This is a genomic window from Adlercreutzia shanghongiae, assembly GCF_035830635.1.
GTDB classification, from domain to species: Bacteria; Actinomycetota; Coriobacteriia; order Coriobacteriales; family Eggerthellaceae; genus Adlercreutzia; species Adlercreutzia shanghongiae.
In genome coordinates this window covers 87,369-105,826 of the sequence record NZ_JAYMFI010000011.1, presented here as the reverse complement: position 1 = coordinate 105,826, position 18,458 = coordinate 87,369, and the positions used below count along the sequence as shown (strand labels likewise).

Below are 18,458 nucleotides of genomic sequence, written 5' to 3'. Positions count from 1 at the left end.
CTCTCCTCAGCGCGGCGGCCTTATCAGTCCCCTCAAACTGGTATTCCCGAGAATTGGCCAAATTCCTCTGGCGGCACTATAGCAAATTGTCCTATGACAATGCAAGGATTATCATAGGACAATTTTCAGAACAGGTTATCTATTTTGAGGATAGTTATTCGGAATCGCCGCTCGATTCATTCTTCAATTGACGCAAACGTTCTCTAGCGCTTTCGATTCCCACAACATAACGCCCCGCAGCTATATCCGCGCGCCCATCCCCTATAGCCTCCATCAGCTCCTTTTCGTAAAGGGCGTCGCGGGCCGCCTCCTCCTCTTCAATCATTTCGAGAACCGCAAGCTTCAATCGGGGATAGTCCTCGACCGCAGTCTTATAAACCGTCTCGAATGAAAGGGTGAAATAGCCATGTGCATAGACATCCCGAGTCTTCGCAGCAAAACGCAGTTCCGTCCCGGGATGCTCGGCGTAAAACTCTTTACTTAGGCGCTTCGCAAGTTCACCTACATTGATGGTAGTCATCGAAGAGGCGCGCTCAATTGTCTCATCAGCCAAAAAGCTGCCCAAATCTATCTCGGCTAGCAGACTCTCTAAGTACTCTATTTCAGAGACGATCTTCTTCAGTATCCTGACATCAGAGTCCTTCATAGAGCGGCACCACCTTATTGACAACCAGCAGAGAACCGTCGGGGACAGGATCTTGAACGACATCTACAGAGACGCCCAGGCGCTCCTCCATACAAGACAGGACTCGAGCCAAGGTAAACAAGCTCACGACAGCCGAGGTGAAGCGCACGAGCAGGTCTATATCGGATCTGCGAGTCGCCCGTCCATCAGCATAGCTGCCAAACAGAGACACACTTGCGATCTTCTCCTCAAAAGGGGCCGTAGCGTTATACTCCTCGCTTGCCCGAGAAACCTCGTTTCTGATTTGCTCAATGGTGTAGGGCGGCATAGCTCACCTCCTCGCATACCGATTAGATGATTCGAAGTATACCCTATAGGGCAGAGCTTTGCGCACGCCTTGCGCACCAGGAGATTGAAGCACTATATCAATTCTAGAGCGCCCGAAGAATACATCGCAAGCCGTCTCAAGAATGTCAAATACATTTGATAATTTCGGAATACTTCGATTATCAAGCATTCTTGACGGCTATCCCTTGAGCAGGTCGCCTACGCCCTCGTTGAAGCCCTCGGCGAAGGCGCTGGGGATGACCACGGTGCCCTTGCCCTCGCGCAGCGACTCGTTCAAAAGGTGCATGGTGCGCAGGCGGGCCACGGCCTCATGGTCGCCGATGAGCCCCTCCATCTCATCCAGTATCTCGTAGATGTCGTGCTCGGCCTCCATGAGGATGATGCGGGCCTTCTTGCGCTGCTCGGCCTGGGCCTCCAGGCTCATGGCCTCCTGCAGCTCCTTGGGCAGCAGGATGTCGCGCACTTCCACCGAAAGGATAGTCACGCCCCACGGCGCCACCTTCTCCTCCAGCACGCGCTTGAGCTCCCGATCAAGCTGCTCGCGGCGGATGGCCACCTCCGCGGCGCTCGCTCGGCCGATGGCGTCCCGCAGGGCCGTCTGGGCGGCCATCTCCACCGCATGGGTGAAGTCGCCCACCTCGGTGCAGGCGGCGTGGGCATCCCACACGTGCCAGAACAGCACGGCGTCCACGTTCATGGGAACGAGATCGGCCGTGAGCGTTTCCTCGGCATAGAACGTGGTCACCCGCGTGCGCATGTCCACCCGCATGGCGTTCGCCTCGATGACGGGAATGGTCCAAAACAGCCCCGGCCCCGACACGCGGCTGAAGCGGCCGAGCCTCAGCACCACCACGCGCTCCCATTGCTGGGCGATGTGACAGCAGCCGATGGCAAGCAACGCGGCCACTGCAGCCGCGACGACAACTCCCAGCGTGACGCGTCCCGCAACGAGCAGCCCCGCTCCCAGCACCACGGCCAGCACCACGGCGAACAGCGCCGCCGAGAACAGCAGCACGCCCGTCGACGAGACGCGCTCCCCCACCACTTCCGTGGACACCTCGGGCGCCACGCGGAAGCGACGCGCGTCGGGGGTTTTCTCTGTGCGGGTCATGGGAACTCCTTCAGGTCGGGACCAAACGCAGTCGGTCGTTCAGCAGGGGGCGCGGCTCTTGCGGCGGCTTTTGCAGGCCGCTCTCAGGCCCCCTTCTCAGCACGTTCCGCCGGCTTCTCGAAATCGATGATACGGGCCGAAAACTCGCCGCGCTCGCGGGCCTCGTCGTACTTCAGGCGCTTGATCTTGCGGCTCATGGCATGCTCGATATCGTCGTAATCCATGCCCAGCTCGCGACAGGAGGCGATGCACTCACCAAGCACGGCGTCCACCTCGCCCTCGCCCTCGGCGCCCATCTTGGCCGCCATGTCCGCCACAAACACGCCGCGCCCGCGGGTCGATTCCAGATACCCGTCGGACACCAGGCTCAAGTAGGCCTTGTTCACCGTGTTGTAGTTGATGGAAATCTCGGAGGCCAGGCCGCGCACCGTGGGCAGCTTGTCGCCGGGCTTGAAGTAGCCGTCGTTGATGAGATAGGCGATGCGATTGCGCAGCTGCACCCACAGGGGCAAATCGGACGCATCGTCAACTTCGAAGGGAAACATGAGAGGCCTTTCTTCCAGGGGAGGTTAAAGCAGGCCCACGGCAGCGGGCACTAAAGCGGCGGACACCACTGTCGCGCGCAAACAGGCACCTCCGATAAGGACGCCCAGCGCCGACACTAGAAACGCGACCTGCCTGGGCAGCGCCATCGAGGCGGACCGCGACGGCTTTAAGACGAACGAGGCAATCGCGTTGATGGCCAGCGGCACAACGAGCCCGACGCCCACCAAGCCCACCCAGAACGCCAGCGCGCCCGGTCCCTCAAGTAGCAGGCGCACCGAGGCGAGGGCGGCGGTATCGGTGGGCGTCGGTGCCGCATCTGCCGACCCAACGCCCGCCGCAGCGCATACCGCAACCAGCCAGGCCGTCAGCACCAGCACCTCGGCCGCGATGACCAAACCGTCGATGCAAACGAGCGCGCGCAGCACGCCAGCGAAGGCGCGGGCACCTCTTCCCAGCAACGTAGTCGCCAGCACCAAGGCAATACCGCACGAGAGGCTCGAGAGCACGAACATCACCGGTAGCCACAGATTGTGCCACAGGGGCACCGAGGCCATACTCGAAAGCAGAAGCCCCGTGTAGGCCATGGTCACGAACGAGACAGCAGCCAGCAGCGCGCTCAGCCCACGAAGGGCCACCGAACGAACGGACAAGACGCCACGCCATGCAAGGACGCCCAAGACCCCCAGCCCGAAGCAAGCCACAAGGGACCACGCACCCAGCACGAGATAGTTCGTCGGCTCGGAAACAACAAGCAGCACCAGCCGATCAGGACGCCCCACATCAGCCATAAGGCAGACTATCCCCAACGCGAGCGCCGCAACGCCTGCGGCGAGCCCCGCTCCGAAGAAGCGCCCGTAAGCCTGCCCGCGCTCGTCGAGAAAGCGCGACGCAGCGCACAGCCGCAGCTGTTCGCCGTCGACGAGCAGCCCCGCAACGGCCATAATCGCGCAAGCGCCCGCCCCGGTGCCCCCGAGAAACAGGTAGGCCACGACCAGCTCGCTGAACACAGACCTCCCCTTTCTCGGCGCCCGTCCGCGCAAAACTTCATCCTTGGAGGTCAGATTATCATAAGACAATTCGATTGGCTACGAAAGGGGCGGAATCCGCACCGCCGCCTTCGCCCTACAGCAGCACCTTCACGCCGAAGTAGGCGAGCACGACCACGCCCACGATGATGCGGTAGACGCCGAAGGCCGTGAAGTCGTTCTTCTTGATGTAGCCCATGAGGAACTTGATGGAGACGACCGACACCACGAACGCCGTCACGATGCCCACCACGAGCACGGCGATCTCGGTAGCGGTCATGGCCAGGCCCACGGCCAGGATGTACTTGATGAGCTTCAGCACGCCCCAGCCGAACATAACGGGGATGGCTAGGAAGAACGTGAACTCGGCCGCCGCCGTGCGCGAGCAGCCGCACAGCATGCCGCCGATGATGGTAGAGCCCGAGCGGCTCGTGCCCGGGATGATGGCGAGCATCTGGAAGCAGCCGATCTTGAGCGCCGTCTTCCAACCGATCTCGTCCACGGTGCGCACGCGGAACAGGGCCATCTCGGCATCGTCGCCGTCGTCGCCCGGGCCTACCTGCGCCGGGCGCGCATGGGCGCCGCGGGGCTCGCGCGAGGCGAGGTAGGCCGCCTCGCGTCGGCGGTTGCGGCGCTCCAGCAAGATAAACACCACGCCGTACACGATAAGGGCCACGGCCACCGTCCAGGCGTTGTAGAAGTACTCGTTGAAGAAGTCGTCCAGGGTAAGGCCGATGGCCGCCGCCGGAATGCAGCCGATGGCCACCATGCCCCACAGCCGCCAGGTGCCGCGCTTCTCGGGAGCGGTCTTCTTCGGCGAGAAGGGGTTCAGCTTGTGGAAGTACAGAATGAGCACGGCCATGATGGCTCCCAGCTGGATGACCACCAGGAACAGCTCCAGAAACTCTGCGGACACGTTCAGCTTCACGAACTCGTCCACCAAGATCATGTGGCCCGTGGAGGAAATGGGCAGCCACTCGGTGATGCCCTCTACCACACCGACGAAAAACGCCTTCAGAACTTCGATGAACATATCCACGGATTGCCTCCGGACTAATCGAGCGCCAGCCCGAACGTGGGTCGAGAGCTGCCGCATGCAAGGTTGCAAACTTCGGAAATGCTATCACGGGGCCAAGGCGGCGGAAGACAGCTACCGAGAAAGTCCACGTTTGTCACGTTGCGCGACGAAGTTCGCACCGGGCGGCGGGACGAGCGGCGAACGATGGGCTGGCGGGCCGGCGGGGCGATCGGCGGCAGCGGGCCGGCGGGCCACCCCTTGTGGCCCCATCTCTGCGCCCCTCCCACCTTTTGGGCTTTAGGCGCTTTCTATGTCATATTCGACATAGAAATTGAAGAGTTTTCCCAGTTCATAGCCAGTTTTAAGACAACATTATCCCAACAAACAATCAGCAGTGAGGTTGTAATTCTATCGACTTTCGTTTTTCAAAGAATGCTTAGCAATGTTTGGAGTATGATTCAAGGCCCGCGAGAGGCTTCGGGAATCGCTTCTCCGGCAGGCATTCGCAGCTCCAACGCATCAGGCCCCACCGTCATTCCGGCGCAGACATGCGCCCGCCTCGCTTCGGGACACACAACCCTCGAAGGGCCTCCCTTCGCGTCAAAAGGATACGATCATGAAGAACACGACTCCTGCCGACCGCTCGGCGCCTCCCGTCGTCCCTCCACGGCGCCGCACCCCCACCCCGCGCACCGACCGCGCCACACGGACGCTGCTCGCCTGCGCCCTTGCCTCTTTCGGCCTGAGTCTCATGTTGGCCGGCGCTGCTGGCTGCATCGCAGCCGGTGCGCCGGCGCCGGTGGATTTCGGCCTCACGACCACGATAGCGGCCTCTCTTGCAGCGGCCTGCGCCCTGGCCGGCCTCGGCATGCTGCTGGCCCTGCGCGAGCGGGCTCTGCGCGAGCGCCAAGCGCGGCACGTGACCCGGGCCGAGCACATCCAGCAAGAGCTTGACGAGCTGAGCCTCACCCCTAAGGAAATGCCCGTAGCCCGCCTCATCCTGCAGCATAAGAGCTATCCGGAAATCGCCGCCGACCGGCATCTCTCCGTCCGCACGGTGCAGTTCCACGCCACCAACATCTTCCGCAAGGCCTACGTCAGCAACCGGCGCGACTTCGAGCGCGTCATTCTCACCGACCAGCTCCCGCGCTGCCTGAGCCAAGCGGCCCCCTGTCACCGGCACGCGTCCGGGAGCGCTCCCGACGCCGCATTGTGCGGCGGCGCACCTTCCCTTGCCGCGTCGCCCGACGCCGCGCCCGGCACTCAAGCGACGATCGCGCCGCACGCCAACGAGACGCCCCTGCCGCCCACAACCCCCGCACCGGCAAGCCCCTGGTTCTCGGCACGGCTCTCGGGCTGCCCCACGGCCGCACGCAGCCGCTTCGCCCAGCACCACGGGCGCTAAGCGTACGGGAAGGTAATAGTTGGGAAAACAGCGGCCGCTCGTGCCCGCCCGAGAAAAGCCGTCGTGCTACCGTAGAGCCATGAGCGATTCCGTCAACATATCCTCCTCTTCCACGGCCGAGGCAACCGCGCCTGCCGCCACCACCCACGAGATGCACGGCCACGGCTCAGGCGGCACAAGCGATGTGTGGCTGCACAACCTCGAGGCCACCGCCTCCCTCACTATCGCTTCGGGCACCCTCATCGCGGCTTGCGGCGCCCACGGCGCGCTGCCCTCAAGTGCCGTCTCGGAGTGGATTGTCGATTGCCTCGTTCCCTTCCAGTTGCCTATCTTCTACTTCTGCCTGGGCTTTCTCTACCAGCGCTACCGCACGACGCGCACGAAGCGCACCTGGGCTGCGAACCTTCGGCGCGAGCTGGCGCTCATGGGCATCCCCTTCGTTGCGTTCACCATCCTCGTGCTGCTGACGAATTCCCTCACCGGTGGCGCGCCGCCTTTCACCATCGGCACGCTTGTCGAGTCGCTGTTCGTGACGCCGGTCGTCCCCGTGGGCTATTTCTACACCTGCCTTATCATCTACGCGGTTACGCCCACCGTGAAAAGCCGCCGCAACGCCCGAGGGCTCATCGTCGCCGCGGCCCTCGCCAAGGTGACCATCGTGGTGCTTTTGTCCCTGCCCGCGACGGCCAGCTTCGCCGAGCACCTTCCCTATGCGCTCACCTCGGTCGCGGAGAACTGGCTGTGGGCGGCCGGCGGTATGGCCGTCGCGCTGTACCGCGGGCTGCCGATTCTGCGTGGTCGCGAGAAAGTGTGGGCCCTGGGCGCTCTGTGGATAGCCGCCAGCATTGTCACGTTCCGCGCCGGCTGGATCGGCGAAGCGTCCCATGCGGTGCTCGACGGCCTGGGCGTCCTTTGGTGCACCTCGCTGTTCGCCACCGTGTTCCGCGGCGGACGCCAGAATCGCTTCTTCGGATTCGTCACCCGCTACACCATGGCCATCTGGCTGTTCCACGGCATGTTCTTGGCGCTGTATTTCCATCTGCTGGCCATCGCCGGCTTTACTGCGTCCGCGACGCCCGGGCTGGCGGGCCTCGGGGCGCTCGTCGTCTGCTACGGAGCGCCGGTGCTCGTTATGGGGGCGCTCTCTCATCTGGGGAAGACGGGCGTCATCGTGTACCCCGCCCGCTATCTTCCACCCACCCCCACCGCCATCATTCGGAAGACGCCACGCTAGCTTATACTGCGTCCATGACTTCCAATGCGACAACTTCCTGCTCTTCCAATGACCCGCACTTGGCGCCGTTCTCTTCGATGACCGACGGGCAGTTGCGCGACCCCAAGCAGCTGGTGGGGCTGGCGCGCGCCATCGACCCGGAAGGGTCGCCAGAGCGCCTGGCCTCGGGGCTGTTTGTCGCAGAATCCGTGAACGTGATCGACCGCGCCCTTGATGCCGGATGCGTTCCCTTCGCCGTGCTCACCGACCGGCGCTGGCTCGCCGCCTCTGAAGCGCTGCTGGAAAAGATGCGCGCCGCAAACCCCGCCGCGCCCCTGTCCGTCGTCTCGTCCGACGAGATGCGCTCCATAACCGGCTACGAGATGACGCGCGGGCCCCTAGCCGCGTTCCACCGCCCGCCCGAGCCCGACGTGGGCCGCCTGCTCGCCGGCGCCCATCGGGTAGCGGTGCTCGAGGACGTTACGAACTACACCAATATCGGGGCCATCTTCCGCAGTGCCGCCGCTTTAGGCATCGACGCGGTGCTGCTCACGCCCTCCTGCCACGACCCGCTCTTTCGCCGCGCCTCCCGCGTCTCCATGGGCACCGTGTTCCAAGTGCCCTGGGCACGCATCGGATGCGAGCGAGATTGGGCGCGCGAGGGCGTTCCCCTGCTGCGCGAGGCCGGCTTCGCCACAGCGGCCCTGGCCCTGTCCGACGAGGCCATTTCCATCGCCGACCCCGTGCTGAAAGCATGCGAGCACCTCGCCTTGGTGCTCGGTACCGAAGGAGACGGCCTGGCCCCCGCCACCATCGCCGCCTGCGACTTCACCGTGCGCATCCCCATGCACCACGGCGTCGATTCCCTGAACGTCGCCGCCGCGAGCGCCGTAGCCTTTTGGGAAACCCGCCGGAAAGTCAAGCACTAGCCCATCTTTTGTTTATCGACGCGCATCGCCTTGCTACAGCCATAATCCACTTCTTCAGAAACAGATGGCCTCGCGCTGTTCCCGCTATTGCGACAAAAGAGGCGATAGCGGTGCAGGGCTAAGTTGAGCACTGCGGCGCGAGCCGACTTTCTGCATGAATCCTTCGATAATGGTGCATTCCATGGCATAAAAGAGCTTGCATCAGGGCTCCCACGCTCTCACCTTGCACCGATATCGTTCAATTACCGCACCTCTCGCTCGAAATGTCGCTCACGGCAAAGCATGATGCACCACTTTCGAAAAAAAATTCGCAGGTTTCGGTAGCGAAGCTACACCGGCAGGCCCAAAGCATCCGCCAAGGCCATCGAAACCGCAACGGAAAGAACCCCCGCGACCACGAGAATGACGCCCAAGGCTCGCAGGCGCGATCCTTTGAGCAGCCAAGCAGAGGGAGCCACGCGCCGCACAATGCGCACATCGGCCAGAACGAAGAGCAGACCGGTGAAGAACGGGTAGCCAAACACCCAGTACTGAAACATCAACAGCCAGGTGGGCCACGAGGCGTAGGACCCCTCGGACGCGAAGGGCATGGTGGTCAAAACGCAGGCGAACAGCAGCCACAGCAGCAAAATCACCGCATCCCACACCGCTCCCGCCGTCTCGCTGGAATCAAGCGTCGCGAACGCCCCGCGCACCCGTGATGCGAATCGCCCCGAAGGGATCTTAGGGGAGCCGGCCGGTCTGAAGTCTGACGACGAGCGCCGAGGCGCGATCGCGCTCGTTGCGTGGCTCTCCGCCGATGGGCAAGCTGCCAAAAACGCCTCTTTCAGTTCCCGTACCGAAGAAAACCGCACCGCGGGATCGAAGGCGCAGGCGCGGGCGAGCACCGGGCGCAAGGGCGCGGGTATGGCGGGGTCGGCGAAGCCCTCTGCCGTCACGGCAGGACTCGGATCCTTCTCGGTCAGCAGGTAGTACAAAATCATGCCCAGGGCGTACACGTCGCTGCGCACATCGGTCTGCCGAAAACCGAACTGCTCCGGCGGCGCATAGGAGCGCGTGCCGAAATGGGACGTATCGCTTTCGGCTCCGTCGCGGAACGCCCGGGCGATACCGAAGTCGATGATGGTGAGCCCCTCGCCGCCCACCACCACATTGGTGGGCTTCAAATCGCGATGGATGATCGGCGCGGGAAACTGCTCGTGCAGCTCGCTCACGCCGTCGCACAGAAGCGGGAACCAGCGGCGCGCCAGCTCAAGGGAGGCGTCGCGCTCGTACACCTCGTCACGCAGGGTGCGGCCGGCCACGTATTCCATGACCACCACTAAATCGCCGTCGCTTTCGTGCACATCGTAGATGCGCGGCAGGTGGCGGAAGCGGCGGCCGGCGCGCTGGGCCGCGAGCAAATGCCCGTAGGCATCTCCCATAGAAGCATCGCCGCTGATGCGCTTGCGCACGAACGGCCCCAGCTCGGCGGCATTGGCGCCCACAAAATAGACGACCTCGGTCGTCTCGTGGGGAGCAGTCTTCAGCACCTGGGCCACGCGATAGCAGTCGTCGCGAGCCAGGGCGTCCAGATATGCGGCAAGAGGGTCGTGTTCCATAGGCGCCATGGTAGCAGAGGTTCGCTCCACTGCCTCCCAGGTCGCGTCCGACACGTCCCGATTCCAGGCCAGAGCGCGCCATCTCGCACGGAGGACGCCTGCGCGACACCTAGCTGATGGTCGCCTCGCCGAAACGGTAAAGCTCCTCCTCGGTCTTCTGAAGGGGATAGCCATGGGAAATTGCAAAGATGATGATGGCGTCGCGGCGATTCTTGCAGTACAGCTCGTTGGCGCCCCCGGCCTGAAGCAGCCGATTCGCCTCGCGAAGCGTGCAGCCCATAGCGAAGGCGATCTTCAGCAAATTGTCCCGCGAGGCACGACGGGCACCGGTGAAAATCTGATAGCCGAAGGTCTCGTTGAGGCCGGCTTCGCGCACCACACTCGCCCGCTTGAGCCCCTTCTCCGCAAGAAGGGCGTTCAGGTACTCCGAGAGGCTGCGCTCCCCCACCTCGCGTTTTCCGATGAAGGCGCGCGGGTCCGGCGCATCGAGCAGCTCGGCGAGCATGTCTTCTGTGAGCGGTTCTTCCACGCGCTTTTTCCTCCTTCGCCTCATCTCACGGGGCTTCTATTCTAGCAAGGGGCCGCGCACCGGCAAACGGCGCGCGGCCCGACAAAACCGCCATGGCGCGAACTAGCTGAGCGAGAAGGTCTGCTCGGCGAGAATCGTGTCGTTGAAGCTGATGAGCTCCGAAACCTCCACGGCAATGTCGCTCATATCAGCAAGCTCATAGGCAGCCTCGTAGCTGATCGAGGACCCCGGCTTAACGTCGTTCATCGACTTGCCGCCCTCTTCCATGTCGGTCACCATGGCGGGGTCAAGCTGAACACCACCCTGGAACACCTTCTCGATGAGCGCCACCGCCGGACTGGTCGTTTCTTCGGAATTATTCGAGAACGTGTAGGAGACCACCACGGCCGGATTGCCCTCGTAGTCCTCGGTCACGCGGCAGCCGTCGATGCTCACGCCGTAAGCGGCCTCGGTCGACTCGCTCTGCTCGGCCGCCTGAGGCCCGGAAGCGGACGCGTCGCCCGCCGCCGTCTCCGCCGACGCCGGCGTCATGCCGCCCTCCTCCATGGCCTTGTCAAACGCGGCGCTGAAGGCGCTCTGCATGACGAGCACGAGAACGAACGCAACAACGGAAAGCACCAGGCCGGCGATGGCCAGGCCCTTGCCGGCCTTCTTGCCCTTCGAAATGCCCACCATGCCCACGATGCCGAACACCACGCCGAGGATGGCCATGATAAACGAGAGGTTGTTGATAATCGGCAGGATCGACGTCACCAGAGCCACGATGCCCAAAACGAGCGAGGCCACCGCCATAGCCGAGCGAGGCTTGTTTTCCATGTTCAGTTCCCTTCTTCTTTGAGCGAAACGCTCCTAACAGACTCGAAGAAGGGTATCTGTTCTCGTTAACCGTTTCATTAGCTGCCAGCTAAGGACGGCTCTGAGTCTTAGCTCAAATCGACCTTGGTGCGGACAAGGTAGCCGGTAAGCAGGATGAAGCCGACGGCGATGGCCGCGTACAGCAGCGTCTGAAGGACGGTGACGGCACCCAGAGCGCCCACCGCGCCCATGCCGCCCAAGGCGACGATGACGCTGACGATGGAGAACACGAGCGAGAGCAGCCAGCTTATGCCCACGTAGACGCCCACGGCCGCAGCCACCTTGTGGCGGCGGGCCCACCAGGCGCCCAGCGTAAGCGAGCCGAAGGCCAAAGCCACGTTGTAGCCGATGCCCACGAGCATGCTCAGCGTCCCCAGAGCCACCGAGGCGACCTCGGAGCTGCTCATGATGCCGAAGGTGCCGCTTAAAAGCGACAAGATCATCGTGGTGGCCGCCATGCTCCCACCGGAATCAAGCACGCCGAGCATGCCCGAATGCAGCGCAATAGCCAGCAATGCCGCTACAGTCATGAGCAGATAGGCCGCTAGAAACTTCGCCGCCACCAGAGCGCCGGTCGACACCGGCAACGTAAGCGTAAGGTAGCCCTCGTCGGTGAACATAGTGCGATAAAAGCGCATCACGATGAACACGAACAGCGCCACGGCGCCAGCCCAAACAACGAAGCCGCAAAAGGCCGTCACCATGAACAGCATGATATAGCCGTTCGACGCCAGCGGCGACGAGGAATAGGTGAACCCATCGGACATTACATCGGCCATAGTGAACCCAACGATGCCGATAATGCCGGCAAGAAGCATGATGCCGAGCATGATGCCGGCGGGCTTCGCCAAAGCCCGCATCTCGTGGGCGAACAGCTTTCCTAGCATCGGAACTCCTCTCGGAAAAATGCATCGAGCGTCGTGCCCTTCTCCTGGGTCACGTAGGCCACCGGCGCGTGCAGAAGCATTTGGCCGTAGCGCAGCAAGATGAAGTCGTCCAAAAACGCCTCCACGTCGCGCACGAGATGGGTGGAGAGAATGATGGAGGACTGGGGGCGATAGGCGCGGATGACCGTCTGCAGGATGAATTCGCGGGCCGCTGGGTCCACGCCGCCGATGGGCTCGTCCAGCAGGTAGAGCGGTGCTCGGCGGGCCATGACGAGAGTGAGCTGCACCTTCTCGACGGTGCCCTTGGAGAGGGCCGAGCAGGGAGCATCCTCGGGCACGCCCAGGCGGGCCAGCATGTCGTGGGCCAAGGCAGCGTCGAAATCGGCGTAGAAGTCGGCGAAGTAGGCAATCATCTCGCGCACGCGCATGGAGCGGGAGAAGTAGGGTCGCTCGGGCAGGTAGGAGACGAGCGCCTTCGACTCGGGGCCCACCTCAAAGCCGCACACGCGCAGGCTACCGGAGGTGGGGTGCGCCACGCCAGCAATCATCTTCAGCAGCGTGGTCTTTCCCGAGCCGTTGGGGCCGAGCAGACCCACCACGCGCCCGGCGGGAATGGCCGCGGCAAAGCGGTCGAGCGCCACGGTGGCGCCGAAATGCTTGGTGAGGTCACGGCACTCCAGCAAGGGCGGGGGCGGAACCTGAGGCTCGAAAGCTTCCACGGGGCCTCCTCATTTCTCGGAAATACTGAGCCCATGCTATCACGCGCGCCCGAGCCAGGCCGAAACCCCACGGAAAGAGCGCCGCCGGAAAAGCTTCAGTCCTCATTTGTACCCGTCACTCGCACCCAAGCGAAGTCGGGACTCCGCGAAAAGAACGTCCCGGGCGAAAGCTTCAGCGCGAATTTGCGCCCTGACCGAAAGTTTCGGCCCGCATTTGCGTTCCAACCGAAAGTTTCGGCCCGCATTTGCGTTCCAATCGAAAGTTTCGGCCCGAATTTGCACAAAAGAGGCGTTTGTTAGACATTCAATTACCCGAGAGGCCTTCAAAACGACCTCTTTGCCCGCAAAACCCCTTCTTTTCGCTTCCGAAAGCCGCCCCAATGTCTAACAAACCGCGAAAATTAGCAAATTTCCTAGAAAAACTTTTTCGAAGCGCCGCACGCGCACGACCACGGAGCGTTCTCGGGGTTTCGAAGCGCGGCACGACCGCACGACCATCGAGAAAGCGACGCAAACATACTCGGGCTCCGCACGCACGCGCACGACCGCGCGACCGCGCGACCGCACGCGCGCGACCGCACGACCGCGCGACCGCTCTTGAGCGCCTTCGAAGCACTGCGCCCTACACGGCCGCGCAGCGCTCCCGGGCATTTTCAAAGCCCGCAAGTCGGCGTGCGGGACGTACGGCTCTCTCAGGCTTTTTCGAAGGCCCAAAGATTGGCGCACTGGGAGAGCACGCGCTGCACATCCCAGGTGCGGGCGCTGTTGGCGGGACTGTTAGGGTCGTGAATGACCAGCTCGCCGCTGTCGGCCACACCGGCCACCACAAGAAAATGTCCCGTGTCGGTGAAATCGCCGGGACGCACGGTGCAGATGACCGGACGACCCGCCTCAAGCTCAGCCGTAAGGCAGTTCGCGTCGGCCGGCACCTCGTGGGAAGCAAGCCCCAGCTGAGCCGCGCCCTCGGTCATCAGGCGCCAGGCGGTCAGGCCGTCCTCCACAAAGCCGCCCGCCTCGCTGAAGGCGGCCATGGAGGCTGGGTCGTAATCGGTTTTGCCGGTGAGCGCGATGTAGACCATAGAGAGGCTTGTCGGGCCGCACCCGGATTCTTCCACATCCGCTCCGGCATAGGGGGCGGCACCATACTGCGGGTCTACCTGATACAGAAACGGCATCTCGCCCGCGCGCCACTGGCTTTTAGGCGTGCTTGCCGCCTCGGCGCCGTCGCCCGACACAACCGCAGGAGCCGCGGAGCCCGTCACTGCCGCGCCCGCATTGTCCCCCAGCCCAAGCCCATCGGCATACATCGCGGCCATCTGGAACACCCCCATGAGCACAAACACGGCAAAACCCACCGCCGCGACGAGCGGCACGATACGCAGGCCCTCGCGAAGGCGGCCGGGGAAAGACGAGGCGCCCGAGGGGTGGGGCGAAGCGCCCCGGCGATTCGAACCCGCCGCCCGGCGACCCTGGAAATGCGGTCGGTCCCGCTCGCCCCGCCACTCGTCCCCTGGCCGCGACCAGGCCGTCCTCGAGTAGGGATTGGCATCGCAAGCGCCCTCGCGGAGGGGGCGGTCTTCGTGAGAGATTATGGCGTCCATGCTGGTCCTCCTTCGCTTTTCTCCACCTTACAAAGGAGGCGGCTTACGCGTCCCATAGCGAAAGCTGACGTTTTCTGAAGACGACCTTAACTTTTCCTGAACCCCGTCACACGAGAGCACTCCCAAAGCCACAGTGGCGGACGAATCGCGTACAATACGACCCATGGAGAAACGCGCTCACATACTCGTGGTCGATGACGAGCAGGCCATCGCCGATTTGGTCGTGAATCTGCTCGTAGCCGAGGGCATGGACGCTCTGGCCTGCTACAGCGGCCAGGCGGCGCTCGACATGCTGGCCCGTACGCCGTTCGACTTGGCCATCGTGGACATCATGATGCCCGGCATCGACGGCTTCGAACTGTGCGTGCGCGCCCGGCAGATGTGCGACATTCCCGTCATCTTCCTCTCGGCGAAAGACGAGGAGGCCGACCAGGTGGTAGGCTTCACCCTCGGCGCCGAGGACTACGTCACCAAGCCCTTCCGCCCCCGAGAGCTGGTGGCCCGGGTGAAGGCACGCCTGCGCCGTCGTCAAAACGCCGCCCCCGATAGCTCGTCCACGCTTCTGCGCGCTGGGGCCATCGAGGTGGATTTGCGCACGCACCTGGCCACGCTTCACGGGGAAACGCTGCACCTCACGCCCAAGGAGTTCGCCATCCTGGCAATCCTCGCCCAGTCCGCCGGCTCCCCTGTCTCGGCGGCCGACCTGTTCGAGGGGGCCTGGCGCGAGCGCTTCGACGACGCAGCGGCCAATACGGTGATGGTGCACATTCGCCGCCTCCGCAAGAAGCTTGCGGACATCGACGCCTCCACGTCCTTCATCGAAACGGCCTGGGGCGTGGGCTACAAGCTGCGCGGCGGCCCGGGCGCGGATGGTGCCCATGGCGCTTAAAAGCGAGCAGGCCCGCGCGCTGCGTCGCCGCGTGCTCGGCGGCCTTATTCGCAACCTCGTCCTGTTCACGGGCGCCTTCGCCCTGCTGTGCGCGGCCGTAGAAATCTTCGTGGTGCCGCCCGTGGCCAACTGGGTGGCCGACTCCACGTCCACCTGGCGCACCCTGAACTCCTACGGTCAGTTCCAGCAGATCATGGCCGATGAGGGCTTCCTTCAAAACGATGAGCTCTTCGACATGTGGGTGATAGAGCTCTCCGACGCGGGCTATTCCACCGAGGCGGGCACCCTATCGAAGGTGCAGGACGACGTGAACGAGATGCAGGACGCCATCGCCGAGTACGCCACGATGATGAGCGACCCGTCGGTTAACGGGCAGGCCGCCGCCGACTTCGCCCGGAAAGAGGCGGAGAAGTTCGGAGTCATCGACGAAACCAACGCCGCGGCGGCCACCGAGGGCGTCTACGACGCCGAGGGAGATATCGCCACCTCGGTGCAAGGAGCCGGCGAGGACGAGACCGCAAGCGGGGAGGACGGGGGGTCCGCCGCCCAGCCGTCCGTGCCCCTCGTTAGCTACGAGACCATCCTCGCTGCCGAGGACATCGTGCCCGCCGATGCCAGCGCCGCCCAGGCGCTGGCGGCCCTGCGCGCCTCGGCCAGCATCCAGGCGCTGAGGCTCTCCCTCGCCCTGCCCTCGCCGCTCGTGCCGCCCGAGACCGACGAGAGCACCGCGGTGCGCATCCTAGTCGCCGCCGCCGTCATGGGCTACAGCCAGCCCGACCTGAACGCCGTGCTGGAAAACGCCTACCGCGAATCGCAGCAGCAGGCCTACGACGCATGGATTCCCCTCACGCCTCCGGAGATGGCGCAAGCGGTGGGCGAGAACGACGAGCATCCCGTATGGCAGATCGAGGAGAACAACGGCGTGTACCAGGTGCGCAACGTGGCCACCTACACCTTCGTGAAGTCCTTCAAGCTGCCGCTTGCGGCCATCGTCTTTGTCATAGGGTGGTTCCTCATCATCTTCCGGTCGCTCGATAAGTCTCTGCGCTATTTCGACGACCTCTCGGGCGCCGTGGGCACGCTTCTGGCCGACAAGAGCGCCCCCATCGAGCTGCCGGCCGATTTGTCCATCGCCCGCAACGAGCTGGCGGTCATCCGGTCGCAATCGCTGGCCGACGAGCGGGCGGCCGCGGCGGCCGAGCAGCGCAAAAACGAGCTCGTGGCCTACTTGGCCCATGACATTCGCACGCCGCTCACTTCGGTGCTGGGATACCTGGACCTGCTGCGCGAGACGACCGATTTGCCCCGCGACACCCTGCGCCGCTACGCCGACATCGCCTACACCAAAGCCGAGCGCCTGGAAAGCCTCATCAACGAGTTCTTCGAAATCACCCGCTACAACCTCTCGGCCATTCCCATCGAGCGCGAGACGGTGGGCGTGCGCCTGTTCTGCCAGCAGGTGGCCGAGGCGTTCTTCCCCGAGGCCACGGCGCGCAACATCCGCATCTCCATCGACGTGGCCGGCACCGACCAGTTCTTCGTCGATCCGGACAAGCTGGCCCGAGCCCTCGGCAACGTGCTGCGCAACGCCGTGGCCTATGCCGACCCGAACTCCACCATCGCCATCGCCGCCCGCCAGGATGCGCGCTGGACCACCATCACCGTGGCCAACCGGGGCCGCGAGATATCCGATGCGCACCTCGAGACCATCTTCGAGAAGTTCTACCGCGAAGACGGAGCCCGCACTTCGAGAAGCGGCGGGGCGGGCCTGGGCCTGGCCATAGCGAAGGAGATCGTCGTGGCCCACCACGGCGATATCGAGGCGGCAAGCCAGGGCGGCGTCACCGTGTTCACCCTGCGCATTCCCACGCGCGGCGACGGGCAGGCTGCCCCGGCACAGCCACTCGCCCCCGCCCGCGCGCCTCGCCCTGCGCGCGCCGCCGCCCGCCATGCCGAGGAGCGGCCCGCATCGCGGCGCCAAAGCCCGGCTCGGTTAAATCCTTGTAACGCTCGCCCAAGGTCGGTTCCCGCGCGCAAGCCGGTGCGCGATAATACCGGCGAACCGCGACGCCGCGGGCCATCGCGCTAGCAGATGGGCCCCGCGTCCCGGCGCATACGCGAAACCATCGGTCTAGGAGGCAGTTTTGAACCCCATCCGCATCGGCATTCTCGGCTACGGAAACCTCGGACGCGGCGTTGAACTCGCCGTCGCGGCCAACGAAGACATGGAGCTGGCGGGCGTGTTCACCCGCCGCGACCCGGCAACGGTGAAGCCCTACGGCGCGAACGTAGCCGTGTGGAACGCCAGCGAGCTGGCCGAGCACACCGACGACATCGACGTGCTCGTGCTCGCCGGCGGCAGCGCCACCGACCTGCCCGAGCAGACGCCGGCCGCCGCGGCGCTCTACAACGTGGTGGACTCCTTCGACACCCACGCGAACATCCCCGAGCACTTCGCCGCCGTGGACGCCGCCGCTCGCGAGGCGGGGCATGTGGCCGTCATCTCGGTCGGCTGGGATCCGGGCATGTTCTCGGTGTCCCGCGTCTACGCGAACGCCATCATGCCCAACGGCGCCGACTACACCTTCTGGGGCCGCGGCGTGTCCCAGGGCCACTCCGACGCCATCCGCCGCATCCCCGGCGTGGTTGACGCCCGCCAGTACACCGTGCCGGTGCCCGAGGCACTGGAAGCGGTGCGCAGCGGGGCGAACCCGGAGCTGACCACCCGCCAGAAGCACACCCGCGAGTGCTTCGTCGTAGCCGAGGATGGCGCCGACACCGCCGCCATCGAAGAGGCCATCGTCACCATGCCGAACTACTTTGCCGACTACAACACCACGGTCACCTTCATTTCCCAGGAGGAGCTGGACCGCGACCACGCCGGCATTCCCCATGGCGGCTCGGTCATTCGCACGGGCACCACCGGCAAGGACGGCGAGAACACCCACGTCATCGAGTACTCGCTGAAGCTCGATTCCAACCCCGAGTTCACCGGATCGGTGCTGGCCGCCTGCGCACGGGCCTGCTACCGCATAGCCCAGGCCGGCGAGACGGGCTGCCGCACCATCTTCGACATCGCCCCGGCGCTGCTGTCGCCCCTGACCGGCGAAGAGCTGCGCGCCACCATGCTGTAATCGCTTCGCGCAGCAGGCAGAAG

The 18,458-nt window shown here is 64.1% G+C and carries 18 protein-coding genes; 6 read left to right on the top strand and 12 right to left on the bottom strand.

Features of this window, described 5'->3' with window-relative positions; translation table 11 throughout:
• Positions 1-154: 154 nt before the first annotated feature.
• From VJ923_RS06715 to VJ923_RS06690, 6 genes are all read right to left on the bottom strand, one after another.
• Entirely contained in the window at positions 155-646 is a 492-nt protein-coding gene (locus tag VJ923_RS06715; protein ID WP_326439844.1) for a HepT-like ribonuclease domain-containing protein, read from the bottom strand.
• Complete coding sequence (locus tag VJ923_RS06710) at positions 633-953, bottom strand: nucleotidyltransferase family protein (RefSeq protein ID WP_326439842.1); 321 nt, start codon at positions 951-953, stop codon at positions 633-635. The genes VJ923_RS06715 and VJ923_RS06710 overlap by 14 nt, the downstream gene beginning before the upstream one ends.
• A 198-nt stretch (positions 954-1,151) precedes the next feature.
• Positions 1,152-2,084: a slipin family protein gene (locus VJ923_RS06705; RefSeq protein ID WP_326439840.1), complete on the bottom strand. Its 933-nt coding sequence runs from the start codon at positions 2,082-2,084 to the stop codon at positions 1,152-1,154.
• Between the two features lie 83 nt (positions 2,085-2,167).
• Positions 2,168-2,629, bottom strand: coding sequence for a GntR family transcriptional regulator (locus tag VJ923_RS06700; RefSeq protein ID WP_326439837.1), 462 nt, complete (start codon positions 2,627-2,629; stop codon positions 2,168-2,170).
• Positions 2,630-2,653: 24 nt separating this feature from the next.
• Complete coding sequence (gene nrfD / locus VJ923_RS06695; RefSeq protein ID WP_326439835.1) at positions 2,654-3,637, bottom strand: NrfD/PsrC family molybdoenzyme membrane anchor subunit; 984 nt, start codon at positions 3,635-3,637, stop codon at positions 2,654-2,656.
• A gap of 115 nt (positions 3,638-3,752) precedes the next feature.
• Positions 3,753-4,688: an undecaprenyl-diphosphate phosphatase gene (locus VJ923_RS06690; RefSeq protein WP_326439833.1), complete on the bottom strand. Its 936-nt coding sequence runs from the start codon at positions 4,686-4,688 to the stop codon at positions 3,753-3,755.
• 601 nt (positions 4,689-5,289) lie between these two features.
• Between VJ923_RS06690 and VJ923_RS06685 the strand changes: the two genes are divergently transcribed.
• The 3 genes from VJ923_RS06685 to VJ923_RS06675 all read left to right on the top strand — a co-directional run bounded on the left by VJ923_RS06685 (position 5,290) and on the right by VJ923_RS06675 (position 8,220).
• The gene (locus VJ923_RS06685; RefSeq protein ID WP_326439831.1) at positions 5,290-6,078 is read left to right on the top strand and encodes a helix-turn-helix transcriptional regulator; all 789 of its coding nucleotides are present in this window, start codon (positions 5,290-5,292) and stop codon (positions 6,076-6,078) included.
• A 79-nt stretch (positions 6,079-6,157) separates the two neighbouring features.
• Positions 6,158-7,312, top strand: a complete 1,155-nt coding sequence (locus VJ923_RS06680; protein WP_326439829.1) for an acyltransferase family protein — start codon at positions 6,158-6,160, stop codon at positions 7,310-7,312.
• A 14-nt stretch (positions 7,313-7,326) separates the two neighbouring features.
• Positions 7,327-8,220 carry a TrmH family RNA methyltransferase gene (locus VJ923_RS06675; protein WP_394355964.1) on the top strand — a complete coding sequence of 298 codons (894 nt, stop codon included), beginning with the start codon at positions 7,327-7,329 and terminating at the stop codon, positions 8,218-8,220.
• Between the two features lie 329 nt (positions 8,221-8,549).
• On the opposite strand, the gene VJ923_RS06670 is transcribed toward VJ923_RS06675, so the two are convergent.
• The 6 genes from VJ923_RS06670 to VJ923_RS06645 form a co-directional block, all read right to left on the bottom strand.
• Positions 8,550-9,821, bottom strand: coding sequence for a serine/threonine-protein kinase (locus VJ923_RS06670; RefSeq protein WP_326439824.1), 1,272 nt, complete (start codon positions 9,819-9,821; stop codon positions 8,550-8,552).
• Between the two features lie 109 nt (positions 9,822-9,930).
• Positions 9,931-10,350 carry a helix-turn-helix domain-containing protein gene (locus VJ923_RS06665; protein WP_326439822.1) on the bottom strand — a complete coding sequence of 140 codons (420 nt, stop codon included), beginning with the start codon at positions 10,348-10,350 and terminating at the stop codon, positions 9,931-9,933.
• Between the two features lie 102 nt (positions 10,351-10,452).
• Positions 10,453-11,166 (bottom strand): DUF5067 domain-containing protein, encoded by a 714-nt coding sequence (locus tag VJ923_RS06660; protein WP_326439820.1) that lies wholly within the window; start codon positions 11,164-11,166, stop codon positions 10,453-10,455.
• Between the two features lie 107 nt (positions 11,167-11,273).
• On the bottom strand, positions 11,274-12,092 hold the full coding sequence (locus tag VJ923_RS06655) for a hypothetical protein (RefSeq protein WP_326439818.1): 819 nt from the start codon (positions 12,090-12,092) through the stop codon (positions 11,274-11,276).
• Entirely contained in the window at positions 12,086-12,811 is a 726-nt protein-coding gene (locus VJ923_RS06650; RefSeq protein WP_326439816.1) for an ABC transporter ATP-binding protein, read from the bottom strand. The genes VJ923_RS06655 and VJ923_RS06650 overlap by 7 nt, the downstream gene beginning before the upstream one ends.
• Before the next feature lie 692 nt (positions 12,812-13,503).
• Entirely contained in the window at positions 13,504-14,412 is a 909-nt protein-coding gene (locus VJ923_RS06645) for a C39 family peptidase (RefSeq protein ID WP_326439814.1), read from the bottom strand.
• A gap of 163 nt (positions 14,413-14,575) precedes the next feature.
• On the opposite strand from VJ923_RS06645, the gene VJ923_RS06640 reads away from it, so the two are divergent.
• From VJ923_RS06640 to VJ923_RS06630, 3 genes are read left to right on the top strand one after another with little or no spacing between them, the layout of a single operon-like run.
• Positions 14,576-15,301, top strand: coding sequence for a response regulator transcription factor (locus VJ923_RS06640; RefSeq protein ID WP_326439812.1), 726 nt, complete (start codon positions 14,576-14,578; stop codon positions 15,299-15,301).
• Positions 15,291-17,390 (top strand): sensor histidine kinase, encoded by a 2,100-nt coding sequence (locus VJ923_RS06635; RefSeq protein WP_326439810.1) that lies wholly within the window; start codon positions 15,291-15,293, stop codon positions 17,388-17,390. Before VJ923_RS06640 ends, VJ923_RS06635 begins: the two co-directional genes overlap by 11 nt.
• 55 nt (positions 17,391-17,445) lie before the next feature.
• Positions 17,446-18,435: a diaminopimelate dehydrogenase gene (locus VJ923_RS06630; RefSeq protein WP_326439809.1), complete on the top strand. Its 990-nt coding sequence runs from the start codon at positions 17,446-17,448 to the stop codon at positions 18,433-18,435.
• The last annotated feature ends 23 nt before the right edge of the window (positions 18,436-18,458 follow it).